The sequence below is a fragment of the Stappia sp. WLB 29 genome, from assembly GCF_023507705.1.
Lineage (GTDB): Bacteria > Pseudomonadota > Alphaproteobacteria > Rhizobiales > Stappiaceae > Stappia.
The window spans coordinates 50,132-71,040 of sequence record NZ_JALBGD010000016.1; the positions used below are offsets into that span (position 1 = coordinate 50,132).

Genomic DNA, 20,909 nt, shown 5'->3' on the forward strand with positions numbered 1-20,909 from the left:
CGTGCGGTCAGGCCGGGCTGGCCGGCTCGGCCTCGGCCGGGACGGGCGGCACGATGGCGGGGGCGGCCACGATCTCGTGCGGGCGCCGCACCAGCATCGGTACCAGTTGGACGGCGAGGATCGACGCGAAGATCAGCACGCAGCCGACGAGGCCTGCCGGGCCGAGCCGCTCTCCCAGCAACAGCGCCCCGAACACAGCGGCGAACAGCGCCTCGGAAGACAGCAGGATCGCGGCGTCCGCCGCACGTGTCCAGCGCTGGCCGATGGCCTGCAGGGTGAAGGCAAGGCCTCCGGAGACGAGCCCGGTGTAGAGCAGCTCGGGGCCGGCTGCCAGCACCGTGTCGATGCTGACCGGCTCGAGCAGCAGGCCGGGAATGATCGCCGCCGTTCCCACCACCGCGAACTGCCAGACCGACAGCAGTAGAGGGCGGGCGCAGTGGCGCACGACGCTGCCGATCATGCCGACATGCAGCGCGCAGAAGACAGCGCAGACAAGCATCAGTAGATCGCCGACGGTCAGAGCGGAGAGGGCGCCGCCGCCGAGCAGGTAGATGCCGCCGAGCGTGACCAGCGAGGCGGGCCATACGACCGGATGCGGCTTTTCGCGAAAGGCCAGCAGCGCGACCAGCGGCGTCAGCACCACATAGATGCCAGTGAGAAAGCCGGCATTGGTCACGGTGGTGGTGAGCAGGCCGATCTGCTGCAGCGAGATTGCCGCGAAGAACACCAGTCCGAGCGCGGTGAAGGCGCCGGCGGTCCTCAGGTCGAGCGGCCGGTCGCGGCGCAGTCGCGTTTCGGCGATGGCGAAGGGAAGGACCGCAAGCGCCGCCATCAGGAAGCGGATGCCGGTGAAGGTGAGAGGGCCGACATGCTCCATCGCCGTGGCCTGCGCCACGAACGCAGAGCCCCAGATCAGGGCGGTCAGAAGCAGAAGCGTGTTGGCGAGGGTGCGGCTCATCAGCCTGCGCTACCGGAAAGGCGAAGCGGTCGCAAGCGGCTTGATGGAGCGACGGAAATCAGCCGTTAGGGAAGGCGTAGCAGAAGACCAGGGTGACAAGGAGAGCGGCGCTGGTAACGCGAAGGGCGATCGGCCAGGGCGAGGGCTTTTGTACGCTCAGCATATCGGCCTGAAGGCCAGCCTTCTCGTCTGCCTGCATACGGTCCGTGAAGCTCATGCGGTGTCTCCGACCTCTTCTCTCGCCAACGAAGAGTTAACCGTCATGGTTAACAATGTGTAAATCCCGTTGGGACGCAGAAAGAAGGATATCCAGAGAATTCGCCTATGCCTGTGGGTGATGCAACGTCCGTCAAAGGTCCAGCGCGTCGAGGCCGGCTTCCAGGTGGTCTGCGAAAAGCGGCATGCCGATCAGATACTTGGCCGTGGAGCGGAACGCCCTGTCGCGGGCATCTTCGACCGCCTGGTCGAAATCGTCGGGCTCGTAGTCGCCGCGGCCGATCCATACGGTGGCGACGAGTTCGGCAGCTTCATCGACGTTAAGATCCGCGATCAGTTCGGCCAGTTCTTCGGCCGACAGGTCGTCGGTCTCTTCTTCGGCGAGTCCGTCGTGGGCATGGCTGTCCTGGAGAGTGTCGGCGTCGAACTCGATCTCCCGGTCGCGGCCGTCCTCATAGCCGCCGAGATGCGAGGCCGAGGCTGCGCGGGCCTTCTGGACCAGCATGCGCATTGTTGCCGGAGAAAGTGTCAGATTGACCGCCATGGCTCGCATTCAGCTCCCGTCTTGCGCGGGGCGGTATCGGCCTGGCTGGCGCGGGGATTGCGTCGTGCAGCCGCGTGCCGAAAGTCCGTCCCTGTCCAGACACTTGCCGCAAGGCCGCAGTCGGCACCTTGATCCATCGCAAGGGTGTGCCACGTGCCGGCGGGTTATCTCCGCCAAGGCTGCGGGCGGCATGCTGAAACGAGCCTACGCGTTGGCGGAACGCTTTGCCAGTGGCGACACGCGGGTCCGTTGCCCCGACCGGCGCGTCGATTCGGTCAGCGGTCCTGACCAGCGGCGGCATGGGGCGGAGCGAGATCCTTGAGCGAATGGGTCAGCGGCCCGCCGAACAAGGTCAGGGAGGCGGCGAAGAGCAGACCGACGCCGACCGCAGTGGCGAGCAGCATCGCGGCCCGTTCCTCATCGCTCCGGCTGCGGGTGGAGGCACGGGCGCTGCGGCCCGTGGCTATGGCGAGGGAAAGGGTCCGCATCACGAATTTCCATGGTCGTGCGAACGCGTGCGAATGCTGGCCAGAAGACCGTGCGACAGGCGTTTGCCGAGCACTGTCACAAGCACCAGCATGCTGCCGAAGGCGGCGAGCAGGGCACCCATCGTCCAGTCCTCGACAGCGAGGCTGCCGGAGGCACGGGCACTGGAGGCGATCAGCAGGGCGGGCAAAGCTCCGAGGATGGCGATGGCAAGGGCGCTGAGCATCTTGCCGAAACGGGTGCCGGAACGGGTGCGGGACGATCGGGATGTGGAACGCATGACTTTTCTCCGTCCAATCGGACTTGCCTGATGGGGAGAAAGTGACCGGCGAGTTGGACTTCCCAAAGCCGCCAATCGGGCGCTTCCGGTGTCATTTCGCGGCAGAACCGTGGCGGTCCGGTTAACGGATCCTGTAAATTTGGGGCAGTCCCTTTACCGAATATCAGGAGCTTTTTTGACAGTATCGGTTCCAAGACAGATCGAGGTCATGCGCGTGCCGATTCCGGCCCGCTCGACAGCAACCGGAAAAGCCAGATGGATGCAATGGAGAAGACTGCCCGGCCGGCGGCTGCGACCACGACCGAGGTGGATGGCGAGGCTGCGGCCGTTACGACGGGTGCCGGCAGCGGAGCGCCGGCAATGTCGGTTGCCGGCCTGTCCTTCTTCACGGTCGATATTCAGGCGAAGCGTGTCATCTGGCTGGAGCCGCGCTCGCTCGACTTCGAGCATCGCTCGGGACTGAACGAGGCTTCGCTGTCTACAGCGATGCGCCATATGGCCCAGAACGACCAGAAGCAGATCCTGGGGCTCATTCAGCAGGCGGTGAAGACCGGTACGGCCGGGCCGATAGAGCTTGGCGGCGACGATCTGGGCGCCGGCCTGTCGCTGGTGGCGATGCGCTACCAGGTCGAGGGCGGTCGAACCTTCGTCATCGCCGTGTCCGGTGCGGAGGTCGAGGACGAGGCGAACGGCACGGCGGTGCGCGGTGTCGCGCCCCTCATTCGCCATCTGGTGGAGGACAGCGAGAAGTCGGTGCTGGTCGTCGACAGTTTCGGCTACCTGCGCTACGCCAACGACTCGTTCAACAAGCTGTTCGAGATCGGCGACACGTCGCTGTGCATCGGCCGCAACATCGCACATATTCCCAATCGCGTGGGCAAGACGCTCGCCTCGGTGGTGCTGACCGCACTGGCGCGGCGGGCGCCGATGGATGGCAGCAAGCGCTTTTTCCTGGCCAGTGGCGATTCCTTCACGCTGACCTTCGATGTGATCCCGTTCCGGGTGTCGGCAGGGCTCGGCGGCGTGGTCTTTTCCGCGTCGAAGGTCAAGGAGCGGGGCGTCGACTTCCAGCAAATTTTCAACTGCGTGCATGCGCCGATGCTCGTGATCGATGTGCGCACGCGCATGCTGGTCTCGGCCAACACTGCGGCGCGCAAGACCTTCGCGGTGACTGAGCAGCTGATGGAATCCGCTCCGATCACCGAGACGATGCTGCATCCCAAGACCTTCGTCAGCCTGATCGAACATGCGCGCAAGGGCGGCAACACGCCGCTGCAGGCGACCGTGAGCGGCTTCGACGGGGTGACGCGGAGCAAGCGTATGCGGGTGACGCTGATCGAGAGCGGCCCGACGCACTATCTCCTGATCGAAAGCAAGCACTAGCGGCGACCCTCTTCAGGCAACCCTCGGCACGCGCGTGCCCAGCCGCGGCTGTGCCTGACACGGGCGCGCGGCCTTCTCCCCCTCGTCCCGTTGCAGAACAGGTCCATCGCGACAGCGCCCGGATGACGTCCGGGCGCTTTTTCGTTTGACGCCGGGCTCTCCGCAAGGGTCGGAGGCAGCCGACCGACGATATTTCGGCATGCCGAGCATGGCGCCGACCTTATCCCACCGGGAAACAAAGAGATCCGTCCTTCGCTGTCAGTAGGTGCGAAACCGGTAGTTGTAACAAGGGGTCGCGTTTAATTTCCTCTACGTTATGATCGCATTTTATGCCTTGAGACCATAAGCTTTCCCTAAAATGTTGCAGTTTGAAATCATTAATAATCATCAACGTTTACGCAATTTTAGGGCGAGTTTTGTATTATTATGCATCAGATGGTGCTTATGGTGTGTTTTGCTGGTTTTTCGGTCCAGTATTTACTGGAGCCTGTATGAAGGCTGCCAGCAGAATTGATCTGCGGCGGAAAAGCAACTTCATTCTGCCTTGTCCGTCGAAACCGGCAACCATGTTGCACCGCCATTCTATGTGAATGGAGGCTGAGATGCCTGCGGTTCTGAAACACTTTTTGCGTGCAAGATCGGGCGCGTCCGCAGTCGAGTTCGCTCTGGTGCTTCCCGTGTTCATTCTGGTGATGCTCGGGATCATCGCCTACGGCATCTATTTCGGAGCGACCCACAGTGTCGCCCAGCTCGCTGCCGATGCGGCGCGGGCGTCGATTGCCGGCCTGACCGATCAGGAGCGGGTGCGCATCGTCACGGAACACGTGCAGCGCAACGCCGGCCAGTACGCGTTGATCGATGCCGGCAAGGTCACGGTCGATGCAGGGCCGGTCGCAGGCGACGTCACCCAGTTCCGGGTGGCCGTCGTCTACGACGCCAGCCGCCTGCCGATCTGGACGCTGGGTCCCATTCTTCCGCTGCCGAGCCAGACGATCCGGCGTGTCGCCGTGATCAAGCGCGGCGGCTACTGAGCAGGAGACCGACCATGTCTTTTCTCCCCCTGTCCTGCTCGTCCTCCCTGTCACGTGCGAAAACCTGTCGACGACCGTCGCGCTGGCGCGGCATCGGCGGGTTCTTTCGCAATCGCGACGGCTCGATCGCCATCATGACCGGCTTCTTCTTCTTCGTGATGATGGGGCTGCTGGCCATCGCCATCGACGTGGCCTCGCTCTACCTGGAGCGGCGCACCTTGCAGGGTGTCGCCGATATCGCCGCCGTCGCCGGCGCGTCGGACATTCCGCGGGCCGAGGCTGCGGTCGCCGCGACCCTCGCCGCCAATAACGTCGACGCCCGCTATACCGTCGTGCGTGGCCGCTACACGGCGGATCCGCAGGTCGATCACACCCGCCGCTTTGCCGCCAACGCTACGCCCTACAACGCGGTGCAAGTGTCGCTGGAAAAGACCGGGCGGCTCTACTTCGCCAAGGTGTTCAACGCCCAGTCGGCGACCCTTGGCGTGCGGTCGATGGCGGCCAATGCCGAGCTTGCCGCCTTTTCCGTGGGAACGCGCCTGCTCGCCCTGCGCGACGGGGTTGCGAACCAGCTGCTGGGCAAGATGCTGGGAACCCGGGTCGAGCTGACAGTCATGGACTATCAGGGTCTGGCATCTGCCGATGTGCAGGTCGCGAGGGTGATAGATGCGGTCGCCTCCGAGATCAATCTCAAGGCGGGCACGTTCCAGGACGTGCTGGATGCCTCGGTCACCGCGGGGGATATCGTCGCGGCGATGGCCAAGGTGACGGGCGAGAACGGCGATGCCGCCGCCAACCTTGCGCTGAGGCGGCTGCTGCTCGGCGGCGGACTCGGGGCAAAGGTGCCGCTGTCCTCGCTGGTCGATCTCGGGCCGTTCTCGAACGTTGCCATCGGCGATCCGGCGCCGGGCTTCGATGCGCGGGTTTCGGCCATGCAGATCCTGTCGTCCTCGGCGATCCTGGCCAACGGCAAGCGGCAGGTGCGGGTCGATCTCGGTGCCGAGGTGCCGGGCCTGCTTTCCCTGAAGCTCGACCTTGCCGTCGGCGAGATGCCGCAACACACGGCGATGATCGCCATCGGACCCAAGTCGACCCGCGTGCGGACGGCGCAGGCACGGCTTCGGCTGCTTGCTTCCGTTGGCGGGCAGGGGCTGTTGAAGAACCTCAGCGTCAACCTGCCGCTGATGATCGACCTTGCTCATGCGCAGGCGCAACTCGCCTCCATGGCCTGCACGTCGAGCGGGCCGTCCCGGGTGACCGTGGCCGCACGCCCGGGCATTGCGGAAGCCTGGATCGGCGACATGCGCGATGCGGACTTCAACGACTTCTCGCGCACGCCGCAGCCGTCGCGGGCAAAGATCATCGATGCCTCGCTGATACGGGTGAACGGGCGTGCCCAGGTGAACATCGGCAACATGTCGGATACCCAGGCGACCTTCACCGGCCTCGATCTGGAACGCGGCACCGTCAAGCGGGTCGGCACCGGTTCCATCGCCGGGTCGCTGGTCAGCACGCTGGTCGGCAATCTCGATCTGGAAGTGCAGGTCCTGACGCTGGGCCTCATCCTGCCCGGACCGCTGCTCACGGCGGTGGGCGATCTGCTCGGCACCATCGCCGAGCCGCTGGATGCGGTCGTCCACGGCGTGCTGACGACGCTGGGCCTGCATCTGGGCGAAGCGGACATCCGTGTCCACGGCGCCCATTGCGGCGGCGGCATGCTGGCCGGCTGACGCGGGGGTGCCGGCGATGAGCCGGCTTCCGCGGAAATCCGCGAGATTGCGGCCATCCTCCCTTGCATGGCAGGAGCGCGGGAAGTAGTCTCCCGCGCGCCTTCAACCACCTGCCTCATCGGGCACCTGCCTCATCGGGAGAGCAACATGGGCTTCATCGCCGACGCACTTTCGCGCGTCAAACCGTCCGCTACCATCGCCGTGACCAACAAGGCTCGCGAACTCAAGGCCGCCGGGCGCGACGTCATCGGTCTGGGCGCAGGCGAGCCCGATTTCGATACGCCGGAGAACATCAAGGCGGCCGCGATTGCCGCGATCACCGAGGGCAAGACGAAATACACGGCCGTCGACGGCATCCCCGAGCTCAAGGCGGCGATCTGCGCCAAGTTCAGCCGAGAGAACGGCCTTTCTTACGAGCCGTCGCAGATCACCGTCGGCACGGGCGGCAAGCAGGTGCTGTACAACGCGCTGATCGCGACCATCAATCCGGGCGACGAGGTCATCGTGCCGACCCCTTACTGGGTCAGCTATCCGGACATGGTGCTGCTGGCCGGCGGCGAGCCGGTGATCGTCGAGGCCGACAAGTCGACCTTCAAGATCACCGCCGAGGCGCTGGAAGCGGCGATCACGCCGAAGACCAAGTGGTTCATCTTCAACTCCCCGTCGAACCCCTCGGGCGCCGCCTATACGCGCGAGGAGCTGAAGGCGCTGACCGACGTGCTGCTGCGCCACCCGCAGGTGTGGGTGATGTCGGACGACATGTACGAGCACCTGGTCTATGACGGCTTCGAGTTCACCACCCCGGCGCAGGTCGAGCCGAAGCTCTACGACCGCACGCTGACGGTGAACGGCGTCTCCAAGGCCTATGCCATGACCGGCTGGCGCATCGGCTATGCCGGCGGCCCGGTCGAGCTGATCAAGGCGATGGCCAAGGTGCAGTCCCAGTCGACGTCCAACCCGAGCTCCATCGCCCAGTGGGCGGCGGTCGAGGCGCTGAACGGTCCGCAGGACTTCATCCCGGCCAACAACGAGGTGTTCAAGGCCCGCCGCGATCTCGTCGTGTCGATGCTGAACCAGGCCAAGGGCCTGAGCTGCCCGACGCCGGAAGGCGCGTTCTACGTCTTCCCGTCCTGCGCCGGCACGCTCGGCAAGACCGCGCCGTCCGGCAAGGTGATCGAGACCGACGAGGACTTCGTCACCGAGTTGCTGGAGGCCGAGGGCGTTGCCGTCGTCCAGGGGTCGGCCTTCGGCCTCGGCCCCAACTTCCGCATCTCCTATGCGACATCGACCGAGGCGCTGGAGGAGGCCTGCACCCGTATCCAGCGCTTCTGCGGCAATCTGAAGTAAGCCGACCGGGGCACTTTCCAGCCTTTCCCCGGCCGGCGGCAGCAATGTCGCCGGCCGGTTTCGTTTCGCGGCCCGTCGGCCCCGTCCGTGCCGCAGTGCGGCACAGGTTTCCCTTGCGTTCGCTGCGGCATCGGCGCGACGATGAGCGTCCGCCCGCGGTCGGCGGGCGGCGGCGCCGGTGCGCGGTGCCGCCGGTCACCCGAATCTGAAGTTCGTCGCATTCGGCGGCATGCTCTCAGCGAACTTCAGATTCAAAAGGGTGACTGGCAAGTTTATATTTCTATTGTGGTTTTCGAATTGAAATACGCTCTGGGTGTGCTGTCAAAGTGAGGCGTATTTCAAATTCACCACACTAGGCCAGCCGCGCCCGGCTCCTCCTGACAACACGCGGCCCTGCGGGGTCGACGGGAGAAGGAGACGCGACATGGGCGCAGACAGGGTGAATGGCGGTGCAGCCGGCGGCAGGGAAACGGGGCCCCGGTGCATCGGGATCTTCGGGCCGTTCGGCAGCGGCAAGACCACGCTGCTGGAAGCAGTGCTCGCCCGCACGGGGGCCATAGCAAGACAGGGGTCGGTGGGAGCCGGCAACACGGTGGGCGACGGCGCGCCGGAAGCACGCGCCCATGCCATGAGCGTCGAGGTCAACGTGGCCGAGGCGGAACATCTGGGCGAGCGCTTCACCTTTCTCGACTGCCCCGGCGCCGTCGATTTTCTCGGCGACATGGCCGGCGTCATGCCCGGCATCGACCTGGCCGTCGTGGTGGCGGAGGCCGACGAGAAGAAGGTTCCGGCGCTGCAGGTGATCCTCAAGCAGCTGGAGGATCGCGGCATCCCGCGGCTGCTCTTCCTCAACAAGATCGACCGCACGTCCTCGCGGCTGCGCGACGTGCTGGCAATGCTGCAGCCGGCCTCGGCCGTGCCGCTGGTGCTGCGCCAGATCCCGATCTGGAACGAGGGCATCGCCACGGGCTTCATCGATCTCGCGCTGGAGCGGGCCTATGTCTATCGCGAGCACGCCGAAAGCCAGGTGATCGACATTCCGAACGAGGCGATGGCACGTGAGGTGGAGGCGCGCTTCTCCATGCTGGAGACGCTCGCCGACCATGACGATGTGTTGATGGAATCGCTGCTGGAGGACATAGCTCCGGAGCGCGAGCGGATCTTCGCCGATATCGGCGGCGAGATGCGCGACGGGCTGATTTGCCCGGTTCTTTTCGGCTCGGCCGAGCACGGCAACGGCGTCGGCCGTCTGCTCAAGGCGCTGCGCCACGACGCGCCGGGCATTGCCGCCACCCGCGCGCGCCTCGGTCTCGACGAGGCGGATGGCCCCGTGGTGCAGATCCTCAAGACCGTGCACACGCTGCATGCCGGCAAACTGTCGGTCGGACGGCTTCTCGCCGGCCGGCTCGCCGATGCCGACACGCTGACCCGGCCCGACGGTGAACAGGTGCGCATTTCCGGCTTCTACCGGCTGAGCGGGCAGCAGGCGGCCAAGCGGGGGCAGGCGGAAGCCGGCGATACGGTGGGGCTGGGCAAGCTCGACGGCGTCAAGACCGGCGACACGCTGGGCGGCATGGAACGGGCGCCGCAGCTTGCGCCGCTGGAGATGTCGCCGCCGGTGCTCGGCCTCGCGATCTCGCCGCGCGAACGCCGCGACGAGGTCAAGCTGTCCGCAGCCCTTGCCAAGCTGTGCGAGGAGGATCCGGCCCTCGTCGTGACCCAGGGCCAGGATACGGGCGAGACGCGTCTCGACGGCCAGGGCGAGATGCACTTGCGCGTGGCGCTGGAGCGGCTGACGGCCAAATACGGCCTGGCGGTGGAGACCGGCGACCCGGCGATCCCCTATCGCGAGACGATCCGCGCCGGGGCTTCCGTGCGCGCCCGCCACAAGAAGCAGTCGGGGGGGCACGGTCAGTTCGGGGATGTGGCCATCGACATCCGCCCGCTCGGGCGCGGCGAGGGCTTCGTCTTCAATGATACGATCACCGGCGGGGTGATCCCCAAGCAGTACATCCCCTCGGTGCGCGCCGGCGTCGAGGAGGCATTGAAGACCGGAACGCTCGGCTTTCCGACCGTCGATATCGCGGTGACGCTGACCGACGGGTCCTATCACAGCGTCGATTCCTCGGACCAGGCGTTCCGCATGGCGGCGATCCAGGCGATGCGCGAGGGGTTGCCGGAGTGCCGACCGGTGCTGCTGGAGCCGGTCCACCAGGTTACCATCGCCTGCCCAAGCGAGGCGACGGCGCGGATCAACGCCATCGTCTCCGCGCGGCGCGGGCAGTTGCTCGGCTTCGACGCAAGACCCGGCTGGAGCGGCTGGGACGAGGTGCAGGCCTTGATGCCGGCGACCGAGCTGTCCGGTCTCATCGTCGAGTTGCGCTCGGCAACGGCGGGGGTTGCGACCTATTCCAGCCGCTTCGACCATTTGGCGGAGCTGACCGGCAAGGCTGCCGACCTCGTGCTTGCCCGGCACGGCCGCCAGGCCGCGTGAATGCGACAGGGGCGGGGCGCGCTGTCCGGTGCGCTCCGCCTGCTCTTTTGCACGGACAGATTGTCTTCGCCTGCTTGCACCCTAGCTACCCTCATGGGGTTCGGGGCTCATGCCAGGGGAGAATGTCTTTGCGATTGGCCACCACCGTTCTTGCGGGCAGCTCAGTTCTTGCCGCTGCCTGCGTCAGCGTTTCCGCCCAGTCCGTCCACACGGCGGGCGACGTCCGCTTCTCGGTCGACCGGGTCGTCGGCGACCTCTCCTATCCCTGGGGCTTCGATTTTCTTCCAGACGGCTCGCTGCTGGTGAACGAGGTCGAAGGGCGCATGCTGCTCGTCTCGCCCGGCGGCGACAGCCGCATCGAGGTCGCCGGCGTGCCAAAGGTTCGCGCCTCGGGGCAGGGCGGCCTGCTGGACCTCGTCGTTGCCCCGGATTACGGCGAGACCGGTACGGTCTATTTCACGTTTTCCGAGCCGGGACAGGGCGGGGCAGGCACGGCCGCCGCGCGCGCCCGGCTGGTGGTCACGGACGGTGCCGCGCGGCTGGAGGACGTGAAGGTCCTGGTGAGCATGAACCGCAAGAGCTCCGGCGGACGGCATTTCGGCTCGCGCATCGTTCCTGCGCCCGACGGCACGCTCTTCGTGACGCTGGGCGATCGCGGCCAGCAGGATAGGGCGCAGGACCCGCAGGACCATGCCGGCTCCGTGCTCAGGGTCGCGGCAGACGGCTCGATCCCGTCCGACAACCCCTTTGCGAGCGGCGAACAGGCGCTGCCCGAGATCTGGTCGACCGGCCACCGCAACATCCAGGGCGCGGCGATCGAGCCGGAGACGGGTGTGCTGTGGACCGTGGAGCACGGCGCGCGCGGCGGCGACGAGATCAACATTCCCGAACCCGGCAAGAATTACGGCTGGCCGGTGATCTCCTACGGCCGGCATTATTCGGGCCTCAGCATCGGCGTCGGTACCGAGGCGGAGGGCTACGAGCAGCCGGTCCACTACTGGGATCCGTCCATCGCGCCCTCCGGCATGGCCTTCTACACCGGCGATGCGGTGCCGCAGTGGCGCGGCGACCTGTTCGTCGGGGCGCTGAAGGACCAGCTGATCTCCCGGCTCGAGGTGGCGGATGGCAGGGTCGTTTCGGAAGAGCGGCTGATTGCCGGCGAGTACGGGCGTATCCGGACCTTGCGCAATGGGCCGGACGGGGCGCTGTGGTTCTCTACCGACGAGGGCGACGGCGCGATCTACCGGATTTCCGGCGCGCGCTGACCGGCTGCGCCGGTTCCGATCTGCTGCGACAATACCGGCCGGGCTGTGCTGCAGGCGCTGCCCGGCCCTTGCCCTTCCGGTCCGGACAGTTTTGCCGTTTCATGCATTTGCAGACATCAGCTTTCGCGCTATTGAGGACGTGCGGCTCCGATCCCTTCCCCCGCCGCGCTCCCGGTCGTCATGAACAGCATCCCCCTCATCATCGCCTTTGCGTTCTTCATGGAGATGATGGATTCCACCGTCATCGCCACTTCGCTGCCGGTGATCGCGGAGGACCTGGGTACCAGCCCCATCGCGCTGAAGCTGGCGCTGACCTCCTACCTGGTGGCGCTGGGGATCTTCATTCCCGTCAGCGGCTGGATAGCGGACAAGTTCGGCGCCAAGCGCGTCTTCCGGTGGGCCATCGTCGTCTTCGTCATCGGCTCTGTCGCCTGCGCCTTCTCCAACTCGTTGCTCACCTTCGTGCTCTCGCGCTTCCTGCAGGGCATGGGAGGCTCGATGATGGTGCCGGTCGGCCGGCTCATTCTCGTCAGGACCTTCCAGAAGAAGGACCTGGTCCATGCGATGACCCTGATGACCATACCCGGGCTGATCGGGCCGATGGCCGGGCCGCCGCTCGGCGGGTTCCTGACCACCTACCTGTCCTGGCACTGGATCTTCATCATCAACGTACCGATCGGGCTCGCCGGCATCTGGCTTTGCGGCATCTACCTGCCCGAGATCCCGAGGCGCGAGACCTCCAAGCTCGACTGGACCGGCTTCCTGCTGACGGGAACGGCGGCGGCCGGTATCGTCTTCGGCCTGTCGGTGATCAGCCTGCCGGCCCTGCCGCCGACGGTCGGGCTGGTGACGACGCTTGTCGGTTTCGGCGCACTTCTCGCCTATCTGGTCCATGCAAGGCGGCGGGCGAACCCGATCCTCGATCCGGCCCTGCTGCGCAACCGGGCCTTCGGCCTGACGTTGCTCGGCACCAACATCTTCCGCATCTCGTCCGGCTCCATGCCGTTCCTGATGCCCCTGATGCTGCAGACGGGCTTCGGCTACAACGCCTTCCAGTCCGGCCTCATCACCTTCACCGGCGCCTTCGGCGCCATCTCGATGAAGTTCATCGTCAAGCGGGCGCTCGCGGCCGTCGGCTTCCGCATGGCGCTGGTGGTCGCCTCGTTGGGCGGCGCGCTGCTGTCCTTCGCCATGGTCGGCTTCGTACCCGGCACGCCGGTCTGGATCTTCGTGCTGGTGCTCTACGGCGCTGGGCTCACCCGCTCCTTCCTGTTCACCTCGTCGAACGGGCTGATGTTCACCAGCATCGGCGACAACGAGGCCAGCCAGGCGACAGCGCTGAGCTCGGTGTTCCAGCAGGTCTCGCTGGCGCTGGGCGTGGCGCTGGCCGGCTTCGTGCTGGAGGCGACGGGCTGGGTCACCGGCGACACGCTGGGCCTCGTCAACTTCCACATCGCCTTCGCAGTGACGGCGGTGCTGGCGCTGGTCTCCGTGCCGATCTTCGCCTTCTTGCCGGCCTCGGCCGGTCAGGAGTCCTCCGGCCACCGGTTGCGCGAGCTGCCGTGAGCCGGCGGACGAGGGCATGGCTCACGGGCCCGGCACGGGTGTTCAACCGCACTTGATTTGCCGCGGTGGGGCGTGCGCGCTAGGTCACAAGGCATGAGATGTCCGGAAAGGACGTCCTGACGGGACTGGGAGAGGACGCATCACGATGAACATCATCCGCAAACGCAGCTGGGAGCTGCCCGAGCGCGAGGCGACGCCCGAGGCTGTCTTCTTCAACCGCCGCTCGGTTCTTGCAGGGCTCGGCATCGCCGGCGCGTCCATTGCCGGCGGAGCAGGGCTCCCGCGTGCCGCCTTTGCCGAGGAAGATCCCAATGCGGGGCTCTATCCGGCGACGCGCAACGAGGCCTACACGCTGGACCGCGAGATCACGCCGGAAAAGGTCACCTCGATCTACAACAACTTCTACGAATTCGGCTCGCACAAGCAGATAGCTTCCGCCGCACAGGCGCTGAAGATCCGCCCGTGGGAGGTGAAGATCGACGGGCTTTGCGACAATCCGCAGGTGCTTGATTTCGACGACCTGATGAAGAAGGTCTCGCTGGAGGAGCGGCTCTATCGCTTCCGCTGCGTCGAGGCGTGGGCAATGGCAGTGCCGTGGACCGGCTTCCCGCTCGCCGAGCTGGTGCGCCTTGCCTCGCCGAGGCCCGAGGCGAAGTACCTGCGCATGGAGACCTTCATGGATCCCGACACGGCCAGCGGCCAACGGGCGTCCTGGTATCCATGGCCCTATGTCGAGGGTCTGACGCTGGCCGAGGCGACCAACGAACTCGCCTTCCTGGTCACTGGCGTCTACGGCAAGCCGCTCGCCAAGCAGTACGGCGCGCCGCTGCGCCTCGCGGTGCCGTGGAAATACGGCTTCAAGTCGATCAAGTCGATCGTCCGCTTCTCCTTCGTGGAGGAGCGCCCGGTCAGCTTCTGGGAAGAGATCCAGTCGGCGGAATACGGCTTCTGGGCCAACGTCAATCCGGAGGTCTCGCATCCGCGCTGGAGCCAGGCGCGCGAGCAGCTGCTGCCGACCGGAGAGCAGGTGCCGACCCAGCTCTTCAACGGCTATGGCGAGCAGGTCGCCGACCTCTACAAGGGGCTGGAGGGCGAGAACCTCTACATGTGAAGGCGCTCCGCCCGCTCAGCTGGCTTCCCCGCCGAACGACATCGAGGCCCGGTGCCCTGCGCCGGGCCTTTTTCATGGAAGTGCGGAGGAGGGGGCGGCGTTCAGGCAAAAAAAATGCCGGGCCATAGGGCCCGGCAGTTATTCGATTTTGCCACATGCGTGGCGAAATCACCTTCCAGAGGGGAACAGCTGGTCGCATCACACGTCGCTGGGAGGAGGTAGCGACGAAGCAGACCAACAGCCTGCTGCTTATATGCAGTGCACAACGCGCCTATGCAAGAAGCACTCTTGCAGGTCTGCTATGCATATTCCGCAAGGCGCTCCGCCGAGGTCTGCGCGGCTAGGCGATTTGGCGGGAAACCTTGCTCCGTTGACGGGCGAAGTGCCTGATTTCACGCCACTGCGGCAGCCTGTCGCAGGTGTGCCGTGCCGTCGAGCGAAGCAGGCTGCGCAGCCTCTGCCTGCTCTATCGGCACGTCGCGCAAGGGCGCCGGTCGTCACGCTGAGGCTTGTTTCGAAATTTGCGGTGCAACAAGAGGCGGAGCCCGGTGGCCCGCCTTTAGTAGGTCCAGCGCTCGGCCTTGGCCAACAGGAAGTCGCGGAACACGGCTATGCGCGCGGTGTTCTTCAGCTCGGAAGGATAGACGAAATAGGTGTCGAAACTCGGCACCTCCGCCTCCGGGAGTAACTGCACGAGGCCCGAGCTGTCTTCGTTGATATAGTCCGGCAGCATGGCGATGCCGATGCCGCGCTGGACGGCCCGCTTGATCGCCACCACATTGTTGACCCGCAGCACGCAGCGACGGGACTCGCCGGGCGGCAAACCCGCAGTTTCCAGCCAATTCATGTCGCGCAAATAGGGCGGTGCATGCTCGCCGAAGGTGATGATCCGGTGGCCGTCGAGGGCGGCGACGGACTTCGGAGCGCCGAAGCGCTGGATGTAGCCCGGCGCGGCATAGACGTGGAAGTGCACGGTGAACAGCTTGCGCTGGATCAGGTCCGGCTGCGTCGGCTGGCGCAGGCGGATAGCCACGTCCGCCTCGCGCATGCCGAGATCGAGCTCGTCGTCGTCGAAGATCAGCCTCAAGTCCATCTCCGGATAGAGGTCGATGAACTCGTTGAGCCGCTCGGTCAGCCAAGTCGAGCCGAGGCCGACGGTGGTGGTGATGCGCAGGGCACCGGTCGGCTTCTCGCGGCTGTCGGTCAGCCGGGTCTGGGCCGCCTCCAGCTTCATGAACACCTCGCGCGCGGTACGGTACAGCACCTCGCCCTGCTCGGTCAGCAGCAGGCCGCGCGCATGCCGGTGGAACAGCGGGACCTTCAGGTCGTGCTCCAGCGCGCTGACCTGCCGGCTGACCGCCGACTGGCTCATGTTGAGCATGTCGCCGGCATGCGTGAAGCTGCCGGCCTGCGCGGCCGCGTGGAAAATCCTCAGCTTGTCCCAGTCAAGCGGCACGACACCCTCGGTCTGTTCTCGTCAGTTCCAGCGATTTCGGCCGAAGCCTCCCGGAAGACAGCCTATTCGGCAGCCTGAACTTCCGCAATGTCCAGTTCGGCGAGGAATCGCTCGCTTTCCAGCGCCGCCATGCAGCCCATGCCGGCCGCGGTCACCGCCTGGCGATAGATCTCGTCGGTGACGTCGCCGGCGGCGAAAACGCCGGGAATCGAGGTCGCCGTGCTGTCCGGCGCGGTCCAGATGTAGCCGGACGGCTTCATCTTCAGCTGCTCCTTGAACAGCTCCGCCGCCGGCGCGTGGCCGATGGCGACGAAAAAGCCGTCGGCGGAAATGTCGCGGGTCTCGCCCGTGTGGACATTGCGGATGCGCGCGCCGGTTACCGTCTTGGGCACGCCGCCGCCGAGCACTTCCTCGACGACGCTGTCCCAGATCACCTCGATCTTGCCGTTGCGGGCAAGCCGGTCCTGCAGGATCTTCTCGGCGCGGAAGGAATCGCGCCGGTGCACCACCGTCACCTTGGAGGCGAGGTTGGCGAGATAGAGCGCCTCTTCCACGGCGGTGTTGCCGCCGCCGACCACGATGACCTCCTTGCCGCGATAGAAGAAGCCGTCGCAGGTGGCGCAGGCCGAGACGCCGGCGCCCATGAACTCCTGCTCAGTCGCGATGCCCAGCCACTTGGCCTGCGCGCCGGTGGCGATCACCAGCGCGTCGCAGGTGTAGACGGTGCCGCTGTCCCCGGTCAGGCGGAACGGGCGCACCGACAGGTCGGCCGACAGGATCGTGTCGTAAACGATTGCCGTGCCGACGTTTTCCGCCTGCTTGCGCATCTCTTCCATCAGCCAGGGACCCTGGATCGGGTCGGCGAAGCCCGGATAGTTCTCCACCTCGGTGGTGATGGTCAGCTGGCCGCCCGGCTGGATGCCGGTGATCAGCACCGGCTCCAGCATGGCGCGCGCCGCATAGACGGCTGCGGTATAGCCGGCCGGGCCGGAGCCGACGATCAGGAGTTTGTGGTGCTGTTCGGCCATCGCTTCGTCGTCCTTGCCTGTCATGTCCGTTCGCCGGTCGTCTCTCGCGCGAGCCTTGCGCGATGCGCCGCAAGGCGCTGCCGGATCGCCTCGGCGATCACCGGGGTTGAATCGATCGGCTCACAGGTAGTCACTTTAAGCGGTCCGGGAAAGGGGTGCACGGCGTTCCTTGCCGAAACTGCCCCCAGAAACGCATCGAATTTGCGGTGTCCGCCGCTGGGGTGGAAAACATGCACTGCCCGCCCGCTCGCCAGCGCCTCGCCGACCATGTTGGCGCTGTCCGCCGTCACCACCACCGCATCGGCATTGGCGAGATAGTCGAGCATCGGGTTGTCCCCGCTCCCGTCCCACATGAGGTGCGGCCCGCTTGCCGCAAGCTTGCGCAACGCGCGCGCCAGCGCCGGCGGCGTGCGGCGGGAGGCGGTGATCATCAGCGCGGCGCCTTCCGCGGCGATCCGCGCCAGCCCCTGCGCCAGCTGCGCCATGTCCCCGTCGGAAAAACGGTGGTTGCGGCTGTCGCCGCCGACCAGCACGGCAACGCGCGGACGGGGCAGGGCGGCGATGTCGGGGAGGGGCGCGGCGCGCGCGGCGGCGAGGCGGTCCTGCGAGAACCGGTGCGGCCCGCTCGGCGTCGCGATCACGTTGTCGCCGCGCAAGGGGTCGTGTTCGGGCACCCAGATCAGGTCCGCCGCCTTCGCGCCGGTGCGCGGGTCCTTCAGGAACACGGTGAAGGTGCGCCCAAAGCTGTCGCGCTTGATGCGGGCGAGATAGGAAACCGCGCGCCGGCCCGAGGCGATGACGAGGTCGGGAAAGGGCGGGGCGATGGGGCTGCCGGGCCGAAAGGGCGCCTCGCGCGGGTCGATCAGGCCGAGGCGCGGCATGATCCAGGACCAGGGCGCGCGCGGCGCCACGCGCCGGCGCTCGGCCTCAATCCCCAGCGCCTCCGCGACGGCGAGGCACTGGGTCTCGTCGCCGGCCTTGCCGTCGGTCAGCACCCAGGCGGTGGCCGGTTCCTGTGCGGTTTCGCTTTCCGGATATTTCTTCGTCATGACCTGTGTTGATATAGTGTTGCAGGTTTCGGCAAAGAATCATAAGTGCCCGGATGAACAGGAGGCACGATCTGACGGCCCCCATCGTGCGCCTGGCACCGCGTCCCTTGCCCATCCGGCCGGTCCTCCCGCCTGCCGGACCCCGGGCGGCGCGGCTTGCCCGGCCGCCGTATTCGGCGAATGGGCGACGACATGTCTGTGCCAGCGATTTGTGAAGGAGACCAGCGTGAAAATTCGCCTCGACGCGATTGATTGGCACATTCTGAAAGAGCTGCAGGCGGATGGCCGCATCACCAATGTGGAACTGGCGCGCCGCGTCGGCATTTCCGCGCCGCCCTGCCTGCGCCGCGTGCGCGCGCTCGAGGAGGCCGGACTTATCACCGGCTACCGCACGCTGCTGGACGAAAAACAGCTCGGCTATGAGGTCACCGCCTTCGCCATGGTCGGGCTGCATTCGCAGACCGAAAGCGACCTCAACGCCTTCGAGGACAAGGTCAAGAGCTGGCCCGAGGTACGGGAGAGCTACATGCTGTCCGGCGAGGTAGATTTCCTCCTGAAATGCGTGGTGCCGGACCTGCAGTCCTTCCAGAACTTCATCATCCGCGAACTCACCGCCACGCCCAATGTCGACAGCGTGCGCACGGCCCTCACCATTCGCCAGACCAAGAACGAACCCGTGGTGCCGGTGAAGGAGTGAGCTAGTTCAAATGTTCACTCTGCTTGTCGCAGCGAAGCGCGTGGTCGAAGCAATAGATCACGCGCTTTGCGTAGGTGTGTGTTTTGATTGCTTCTTCGATTGTTGTGTTTCTATTCCACGAATGCGCAAAATCATGCCTCCAGTCAAGTATTTGATCAAATGATTTTTCGATGTCTATGCCAACTCTTTCCATGATATTTTTCTTTTTTGTTTTTAGTTTATTCTTAAAGGCCAATTTGTTTGTTGCTCCAAAGAGCTCACAATATTTTTGAAGATCGGGTATCCTTATCCTGCTATTTAGTCGAGCGTAATTTCTCTGTGTGAAGCCGCCGAATATCTCATTGTGACCATTTGCGTAGTTGTAAATAATCTCTTTGACGCAGGTTTCGTAAGTTGCAGCTATTGCGACGACTAGGAGTCCGGCTAAATCTGCTCGTAGTTGTGTAGATGTGAATGCGAGATCGCCAGGTAAGCTGTTATTTATCTCCTCAACTAGCGAGCCGATTTTCCTAAAATGTTCATCAATCTCCAGGCGTGACATTGTCGATCACCGCTTTGGCGCGCTTTATCCGCTCACGAACAGTCTGGGTGTCCGTTGTTGCGCCGCGTAGGACAGCATTAAACGTTGAGTCATTAGCTAGCGCAGCATATCTCGTTTTAATTTGCGTCCCAGTAACCTGAGGATTTTCAAGGAGAGCTACCATAATTCCTTCCAGCATCGCTGAATTTATAACCCCTCGCGGTCGAAACGGACGGTCCAGGTTATCGGCTACAAGCTTAACTACCTGCGGGAAGCGATTTTTGAATCTGTTTGCTCGCTCCGAATCGAAATCACGATTCGCGGACATTTGATCGTTGAGGTACTTGAGCATAGGTTTTTCGTACTCGCTCCAAATCTCGAAGAGAGAGAAAAGCCTAAGAATTATCTCTATATCTTTTTGGTTTTTATCAGATTTTTTTATTCCCAGTATTCCCCACCAGTCTTGATTGTTGTTTAGATTTTTAAGTTCTTCAGTTATTTTCCCGCGAAATACGGCATTTCGGATTTCTTGTGGTTTTAGCTGTGTTCCGCCGGTGTTTAGGCGCTCGAAAATATGAAAAACACTATCATTTCGAGAGCTTGGCTTCAGTTGTTTGATGTGTATTGCGCGAAGAGATGTGTTTCTTAGTCTTCTTTGATCTCTGGGTGATAGTTCCTTGAACGTCTTTCCGTTATACTCGGAGCGCTCGGAGAGTCCTTTTAGGCGAAATACTTGTCTTCTTCCTTTTGTATCCGGTTCGCCAAAATATCCTTCAAAAAAATACCTAACAGACATAATTCTTTGTTGTCCGTCTATGATTTCAAGTTGATCCTCGTCGTTAACGTATAAAAATACTTGTGGAACAGGAAGTCCCATTAGAAATGACTCAATCAAGCGAGACGCTTGTTCGATTCTCCATACGTATTTTCTCTGATAAAAAGGTACGATTAAATCGCCGTCAATTATCTTGTTCGCAAGGAGTTCGAGTGTCGGGTCGGCAGGCGAGACCGCGATGTCGAACTCAACGAATGGAGTTTCGTCATTCTCTTCTTCGGTATTAAGGATGTCTTCTTCGATATCATTATGCATAGGGGCAGTTCCCGAATCGCTTTGACGACGTAAGCATTAAACAAATAACGCCTGTCTATTGAAGTTGCACTCAAAATTGCTATCCGGGGAGCGGCGCCGGCGGGCGGGATCGGCAAACGCGGCAGGCGCCATGGCACCCCGATTCCGGTTCGCGGCTTCGCCTTGCCCGGAATGACGAAGGACGGGCGGGACGGCAGAGGTCGAGGCGAGCGGGGACAAGTGCTCCGAAGCGGGGTCTTGGCGGTATGTGCCGGAGGGCAGCGAAAACGGGGATAGATGATTTCGCCCGGCGGGGATAGACGGCTTCCGCTGCGGGGATAAGTAGCGAGCGGCGATTGAGAGCCAAGTCTCGAAAAAAATCGAGCGGGTGTGTGATTTTCAGGTTTATGATATTGAAATTATTAGATTATTCGACCTGATCTAGCGTCGCGAATTTCGATAAGAATTTTGCAAAAATCGCTCTCGAAATTCGCAAAAAATGAGACGGCGGCCCCGAACAGGCCGATTGGTTCGTCCTGTCAGACAATCGACGCACCTGCAGCGCCACCGGTTCCCGTTTGGCCGTCGGCTGCACGCCTACTCCTCCGCAGGGGCGGGAGCGGGCGGTGGGCGCTCTGGCCTACTCGCCGCTGCTCTGGGAACCAATAGGCCCCGGATC

At 64.1% G+C, this 20,909-nt stretch carries 19 protein-coding genes; 9 read left to right on the forward strand and 10 right to left on the reverse strand.

The annotated features are described in order from the left end of the window. Positions 1-7: 7 nt before the first annotated feature. The 5 genes from MNI96_RS20995 to MNI96_RS21015 all read right to left on the reverse strand — a co-directional run bounded on the left by MNI96_RS20995 (position 8) and on the right by MNI96_RS21015 (position 2,484). Positions 8-958, reverse strand: a complete 951-nt coding sequence (locus tag MNI96_RS20995) for a DMT family transporter (protein WP_249696357.1) — start codon at positions 956-958, stop codon at positions 8-10. A gap of 58 nt (positions 959-1,016) precedes the next feature. Further along, positions 1,017-1,175: a hypothetical protein gene (locus tag MNI96_RS21000; protein WP_249696359.1), complete on the reverse strand. Its 159-nt coding sequence runs from the start codon at positions 1,173-1,175 to the stop codon at positions 1,017-1,019. Between the two features lie 132 nt (positions 1,176-1,307). Then, the gene (locus tag MNI96_RS21005; protein ID WP_249696361.1) at positions 1,308-1,718 is read right to left on the reverse strand and encodes a DUF3775 domain-containing protein; all 411 of its coding nucleotides are present in this window, start codon (positions 1,716-1,718) and stop codon (positions 1,308-1,310) included. 275 nt (positions 1,719-1,993) lie between these two features. Beyond that, positions 1,994-2,206 (reverse strand): hypothetical protein, encoded by a 213-nt coding sequence (locus MNI96_RS21010; protein WP_249696363.1) that lies wholly within the window; start codon positions 2,204-2,206, stop codon positions 1,994-1,996. Beyond that, on the reverse strand, positions 2,206-2,484 hold the full coding sequence (locus tag MNI96_RS21015; RefSeq protein WP_249696364.1) for a hypothetical protein: 279 nt from the start codon (positions 2,482-2,484) through the stop codon (positions 2,206-2,208). The genes MNI96_RS21010 and MNI96_RS21015 overlap by 1 nt, the downstream gene beginning before the upstream one ends. A 255-nt stretch (positions 2,485-2,739) precedes the next feature. Here MNI96_RS21015 and MNI96_RS21020 point away from each other — a divergent pair, with 255 nt between their 5' ends. The 8 genes from MNI96_RS21020 (at position 2,740) to msrP (ending at position 14,411) form a co-directional block, all read left to right on the forward strand. Then, positions 2,740-3,867 carry a PAS domain-containing protein gene (locus MNI96_RS21020; RefSeq protein WP_249696366.1) on the forward strand — a complete coding sequence of 376 codons (1,128 nt, stop codon included), beginning with the start codon at positions 2,740-2,742 and terminating at the stop codon, positions 3,865-3,867. Between the two features lie 626 nt (positions 3,868-4,493). Then, positions 4,494-4,898 carry a TadE family protein gene (locus MNI96_RS21025; RefSeq protein WP_249696369.1) on the forward strand — a complete coding sequence of 135 codons (405 nt, stop codon included), beginning with the start codon at positions 4,494-4,496 and terminating at the stop codon, positions 4,896-4,898. A gap of 14 nt (positions 4,899-4,912) precedes the next feature. Beyond that, positions 4,913-6,628 carry a TadG family pilus assembly protein gene (locus MNI96_RS21030; RefSeq protein WP_249696370.1) on the forward strand — a complete coding sequence of 572 codons (1,716 nt, stop codon included), beginning with the start codon at positions 4,913-4,915 and terminating at the stop codon, positions 6,626-6,628. Between the two features lie 147 nt (positions 6,629-6,775). Then, the gene (locus MNI96_RS21035) at positions 6,776-7,975 is read left to right on the forward strand and encodes a pyridoxal phosphate-dependent aminotransferase (RefSeq protein ID WP_249696372.1); all 1,200 of its coding nucleotides are present in this window, start codon (positions 6,776-6,778) and stop codon (positions 7,973-7,975) included. 424 nt (positions 7,976-8,399) lie between these two features. Then, on the forward strand, positions 8,400-10,469 hold the full coding sequence (locus MNI96_RS21040) for an elongation factor G (protein WP_249696374.1): 2,070 nt from the start codon (positions 8,400-8,402) through the stop codon (positions 10,467-10,469). Between the two features lie 134 nt (positions 10,470-10,603). Then, positions 10,604-11,734, forward strand: a complete 1,131-nt coding sequence (locus MNI96_RS21045) for a PQQ-dependent sugar dehydrogenase (RefSeq protein ID WP_249696376.1) — start codon at positions 10,604-10,606, stop codon at positions 11,732-11,734. A 180-nt stretch (positions 11,735-11,914) separates the two neighbouring features. Beyond that, entirely contained in the window at positions 11,915-13,300 is a 1,386-nt protein-coding gene (locus MNI96_RS21050) for a DHA2 family efflux MFS transporter permease subunit (RefSeq protein ID WP_249696378.1), read from the forward strand. A 145-nt stretch (positions 13,301-13,445) separates the two neighbouring features. After that, the gene (gene msrP / locus MNI96_RS21055) at positions 13,446-14,411 is read left to right on the forward strand and encodes a protein-methionine-sulfoxide reductase catalytic subunit MsrP (protein WP_249696380.1); all 966 of its coding nucleotides are present in this window, start codon (positions 13,446-13,448) and stop codon (positions 14,409-14,411) included. Positions 14,412-14,970: 559 nt separating this feature from the next. On the opposite strand, the gene MNI96_RS21060 is transcribed toward msrP, so the two are convergent. The 3 genes from MNI96_RS21060 to MNI96_RS21070 all read right to left on the reverse strand — a co-directional run bounded on the left by MNI96_RS21060 (position 14,971) and on the right by MNI96_RS21070 (position 17,944). Beyond that, positions 14,971-15,867, reverse strand: coding sequence for a LysR family transcriptional regulator (locus MNI96_RS21060; RefSeq protein ID WP_249696382.1), 897 nt, complete (start codon positions 15,865-15,867; stop codon positions 14,971-14,973). Between the two features lie 62 nt (positions 15,868-15,929). Then, positions 15,930-16,895 (reverse strand): thioredoxin-disulfide reductase, encoded by a 966-nt coding sequence (gene trxB / locus MNI96_RS21065; protein WP_249696405.1) that lies wholly within the window; start codon positions 16,893-16,895, stop codon positions 15,930-15,932. Between the two features lie 20 nt (positions 16,896-16,915). Beyond that, positions 16,916-17,944, reverse strand: a complete 1,029-nt coding sequence (locus MNI96_RS21070; RefSeq protein ID WP_249696384.1) for a mitochondrial fission ELM1 family protein — start codon at positions 17,942-17,944, stop codon at positions 16,916-16,918. Between the two features lie 226 nt (positions 17,945-18,170). Here MNI96_RS21070 and MNI96_RS21075 point away from each other — a divergent pair, with 226 nt between their 5' ends. Next, positions 18,171-18,641 carry an Lrp/AsnC family transcriptional regulator gene (locus MNI96_RS21075; protein ID WP_249696386.1) on the forward strand — a complete coding sequence of 157 codons (471 nt, stop codon included), beginning with the start codon at positions 18,171-18,173 and terminating at the stop codon, positions 18,639-18,641. A gap of 1 nt (position 18,642) precedes the next feature. Here MNI96_RS21075 and MNI96_RS21080 read toward each other — a convergent pair whose 3' ends face one another. Next, positions 18,643-19,182: a HEPN domain-containing protein gene (locus tag MNI96_RS21080; protein ID WP_249696388.1), complete on the reverse strand. Its 540-nt coding sequence runs from the start codon at positions 19,180-19,182 to the stop codon at positions 18,643-18,645. Then, on the reverse strand, positions 19,163-20,251 hold the full coding sequence (locus MNI96_RS21085; RefSeq protein ID WP_249696389.1) for a DUF262 domain-containing protein: 1,089 nt from the start codon (positions 20,249-20,251) through the stop codon (positions 19,163-19,165). Before MNI96_RS21085 ends, MNI96_RS21080 begins: the two co-directional genes overlap by 20 nt. Between the last annotated feature and the right edge of the window lie 658 nt (positions 20,252-20,909).

What these genes read in the sequence shown, in the direction of transcription:
- MNI96_RS20995 (WP_249696357.1), bottom strand. Translation starts at nt 958, where the DNA reads ATGAGCCGCACCCTCGCCAACACGCTTCTGCTTCTGACCGCCCTGATC.
- MNI96_RS21000 (WP_249696359.1), bottom strand. Translation starts at nt 1,175, where the DNA reads ATGAGCTTCACGGACCGTATGCAGGCAGACGAGAAGGCTGGCCTTCAG.
- MNI96_RS21005 (WP_249696361.1), bottom strand. Translation starts at nt 1,718, where the DNA reads ATGGCGGTCAATCTGACACTTTCTCCGGCAACAATGCGCATGCTGGTC.
- MNI96_RS21010 (WP_249696363.1), bottom strand. Translation starts at nt 2,206, where the DNA reads ATGCGGACCCTTTCCCTCGCCATAGCCACGGGCCGCAGCGCCCGTGCC.
- MNI96_RS21015 (WP_249696364.1), bottom strand. Translation starts at nt 2,484, where the DNA reads ATGCGTTCCACATCCCGATCGTCCCGCACCCGTTCCGGCACCCGTTTC.
- MNI96_RS21020 (WP_249696366.1), top strand. Translation starts at nt 2,740, where the DNA reads ATGGATGCAATGGAGAAGACTGCCCGGCCGGCGGCTGCGACCACGACC.
- MNI96_RS21030 (WP_249696370.1), top strand. Translation starts at nt 4,913, where the DNA reads ATGTCTTTTCTCCCCCTGTCCTGCTCGTCCTCCCTGTCACGTGCGAAA.
- MNI96_RS21035 (WP_249696372.1), top strand. Translation starts at nt 6,776, where the DNA reads ATGGGCTTCATCGCCGACGCACTTTCGCGCGTCAAACCGTCCGCTACC.
- MNI96_RS21040 (WP_249696374.1), top strand. Translation starts at nt 8,400, where the DNA reads ATGGGCGCAGACAGGGTGAATGGCGGTGCAGCCGGCGGCAGGGAAACG.
- MNI96_RS21050 (WP_249696378.1), top strand. Translation starts at nt 11,915, where the DNA reads ATGAACAGCATCCCCCTCATCATCGCCTTTGCGTTCTTCATGGAGATG.
- msrP (WP_249696380.1), top strand. Translation starts at nt 13,446, where the DNA reads ATGAACATCATCCGCAAACGCAGCTGGGAGCTGCCCGAGCGCGAGGCG.
- trxB (WP_249696405.1), bottom strand. Translation starts at nt 16,895, where the DNA reads ATGGCCGAACAGCACCACAAACTCCTGATCGTCGGCTCCGGCCCGGCC.
- MNI96_RS21070 (WP_249696384.1), bottom strand. Translation starts at nt 17,944, where the DNA reads ATGACGAAGAAATATCCGGAAAGCGAAACCGCACAGGAACCGGCCACC.
- MNI96_RS21080 (WP_249696388.1), bottom strand. Translation starts at nt 19,182, where the DNA reads ATGTCACGCCTGGAGATTGATGAACATTTTAGGAAAATCGGCTCGCTA.
- MNI96_RS21085 (WP_249696389.1), bottom strand. Translation starts at nt 20,251, where the DNA reads ATGCATAATGATATCGAAGAAGACATCCTTAATACCGAAGAAGAGAAT.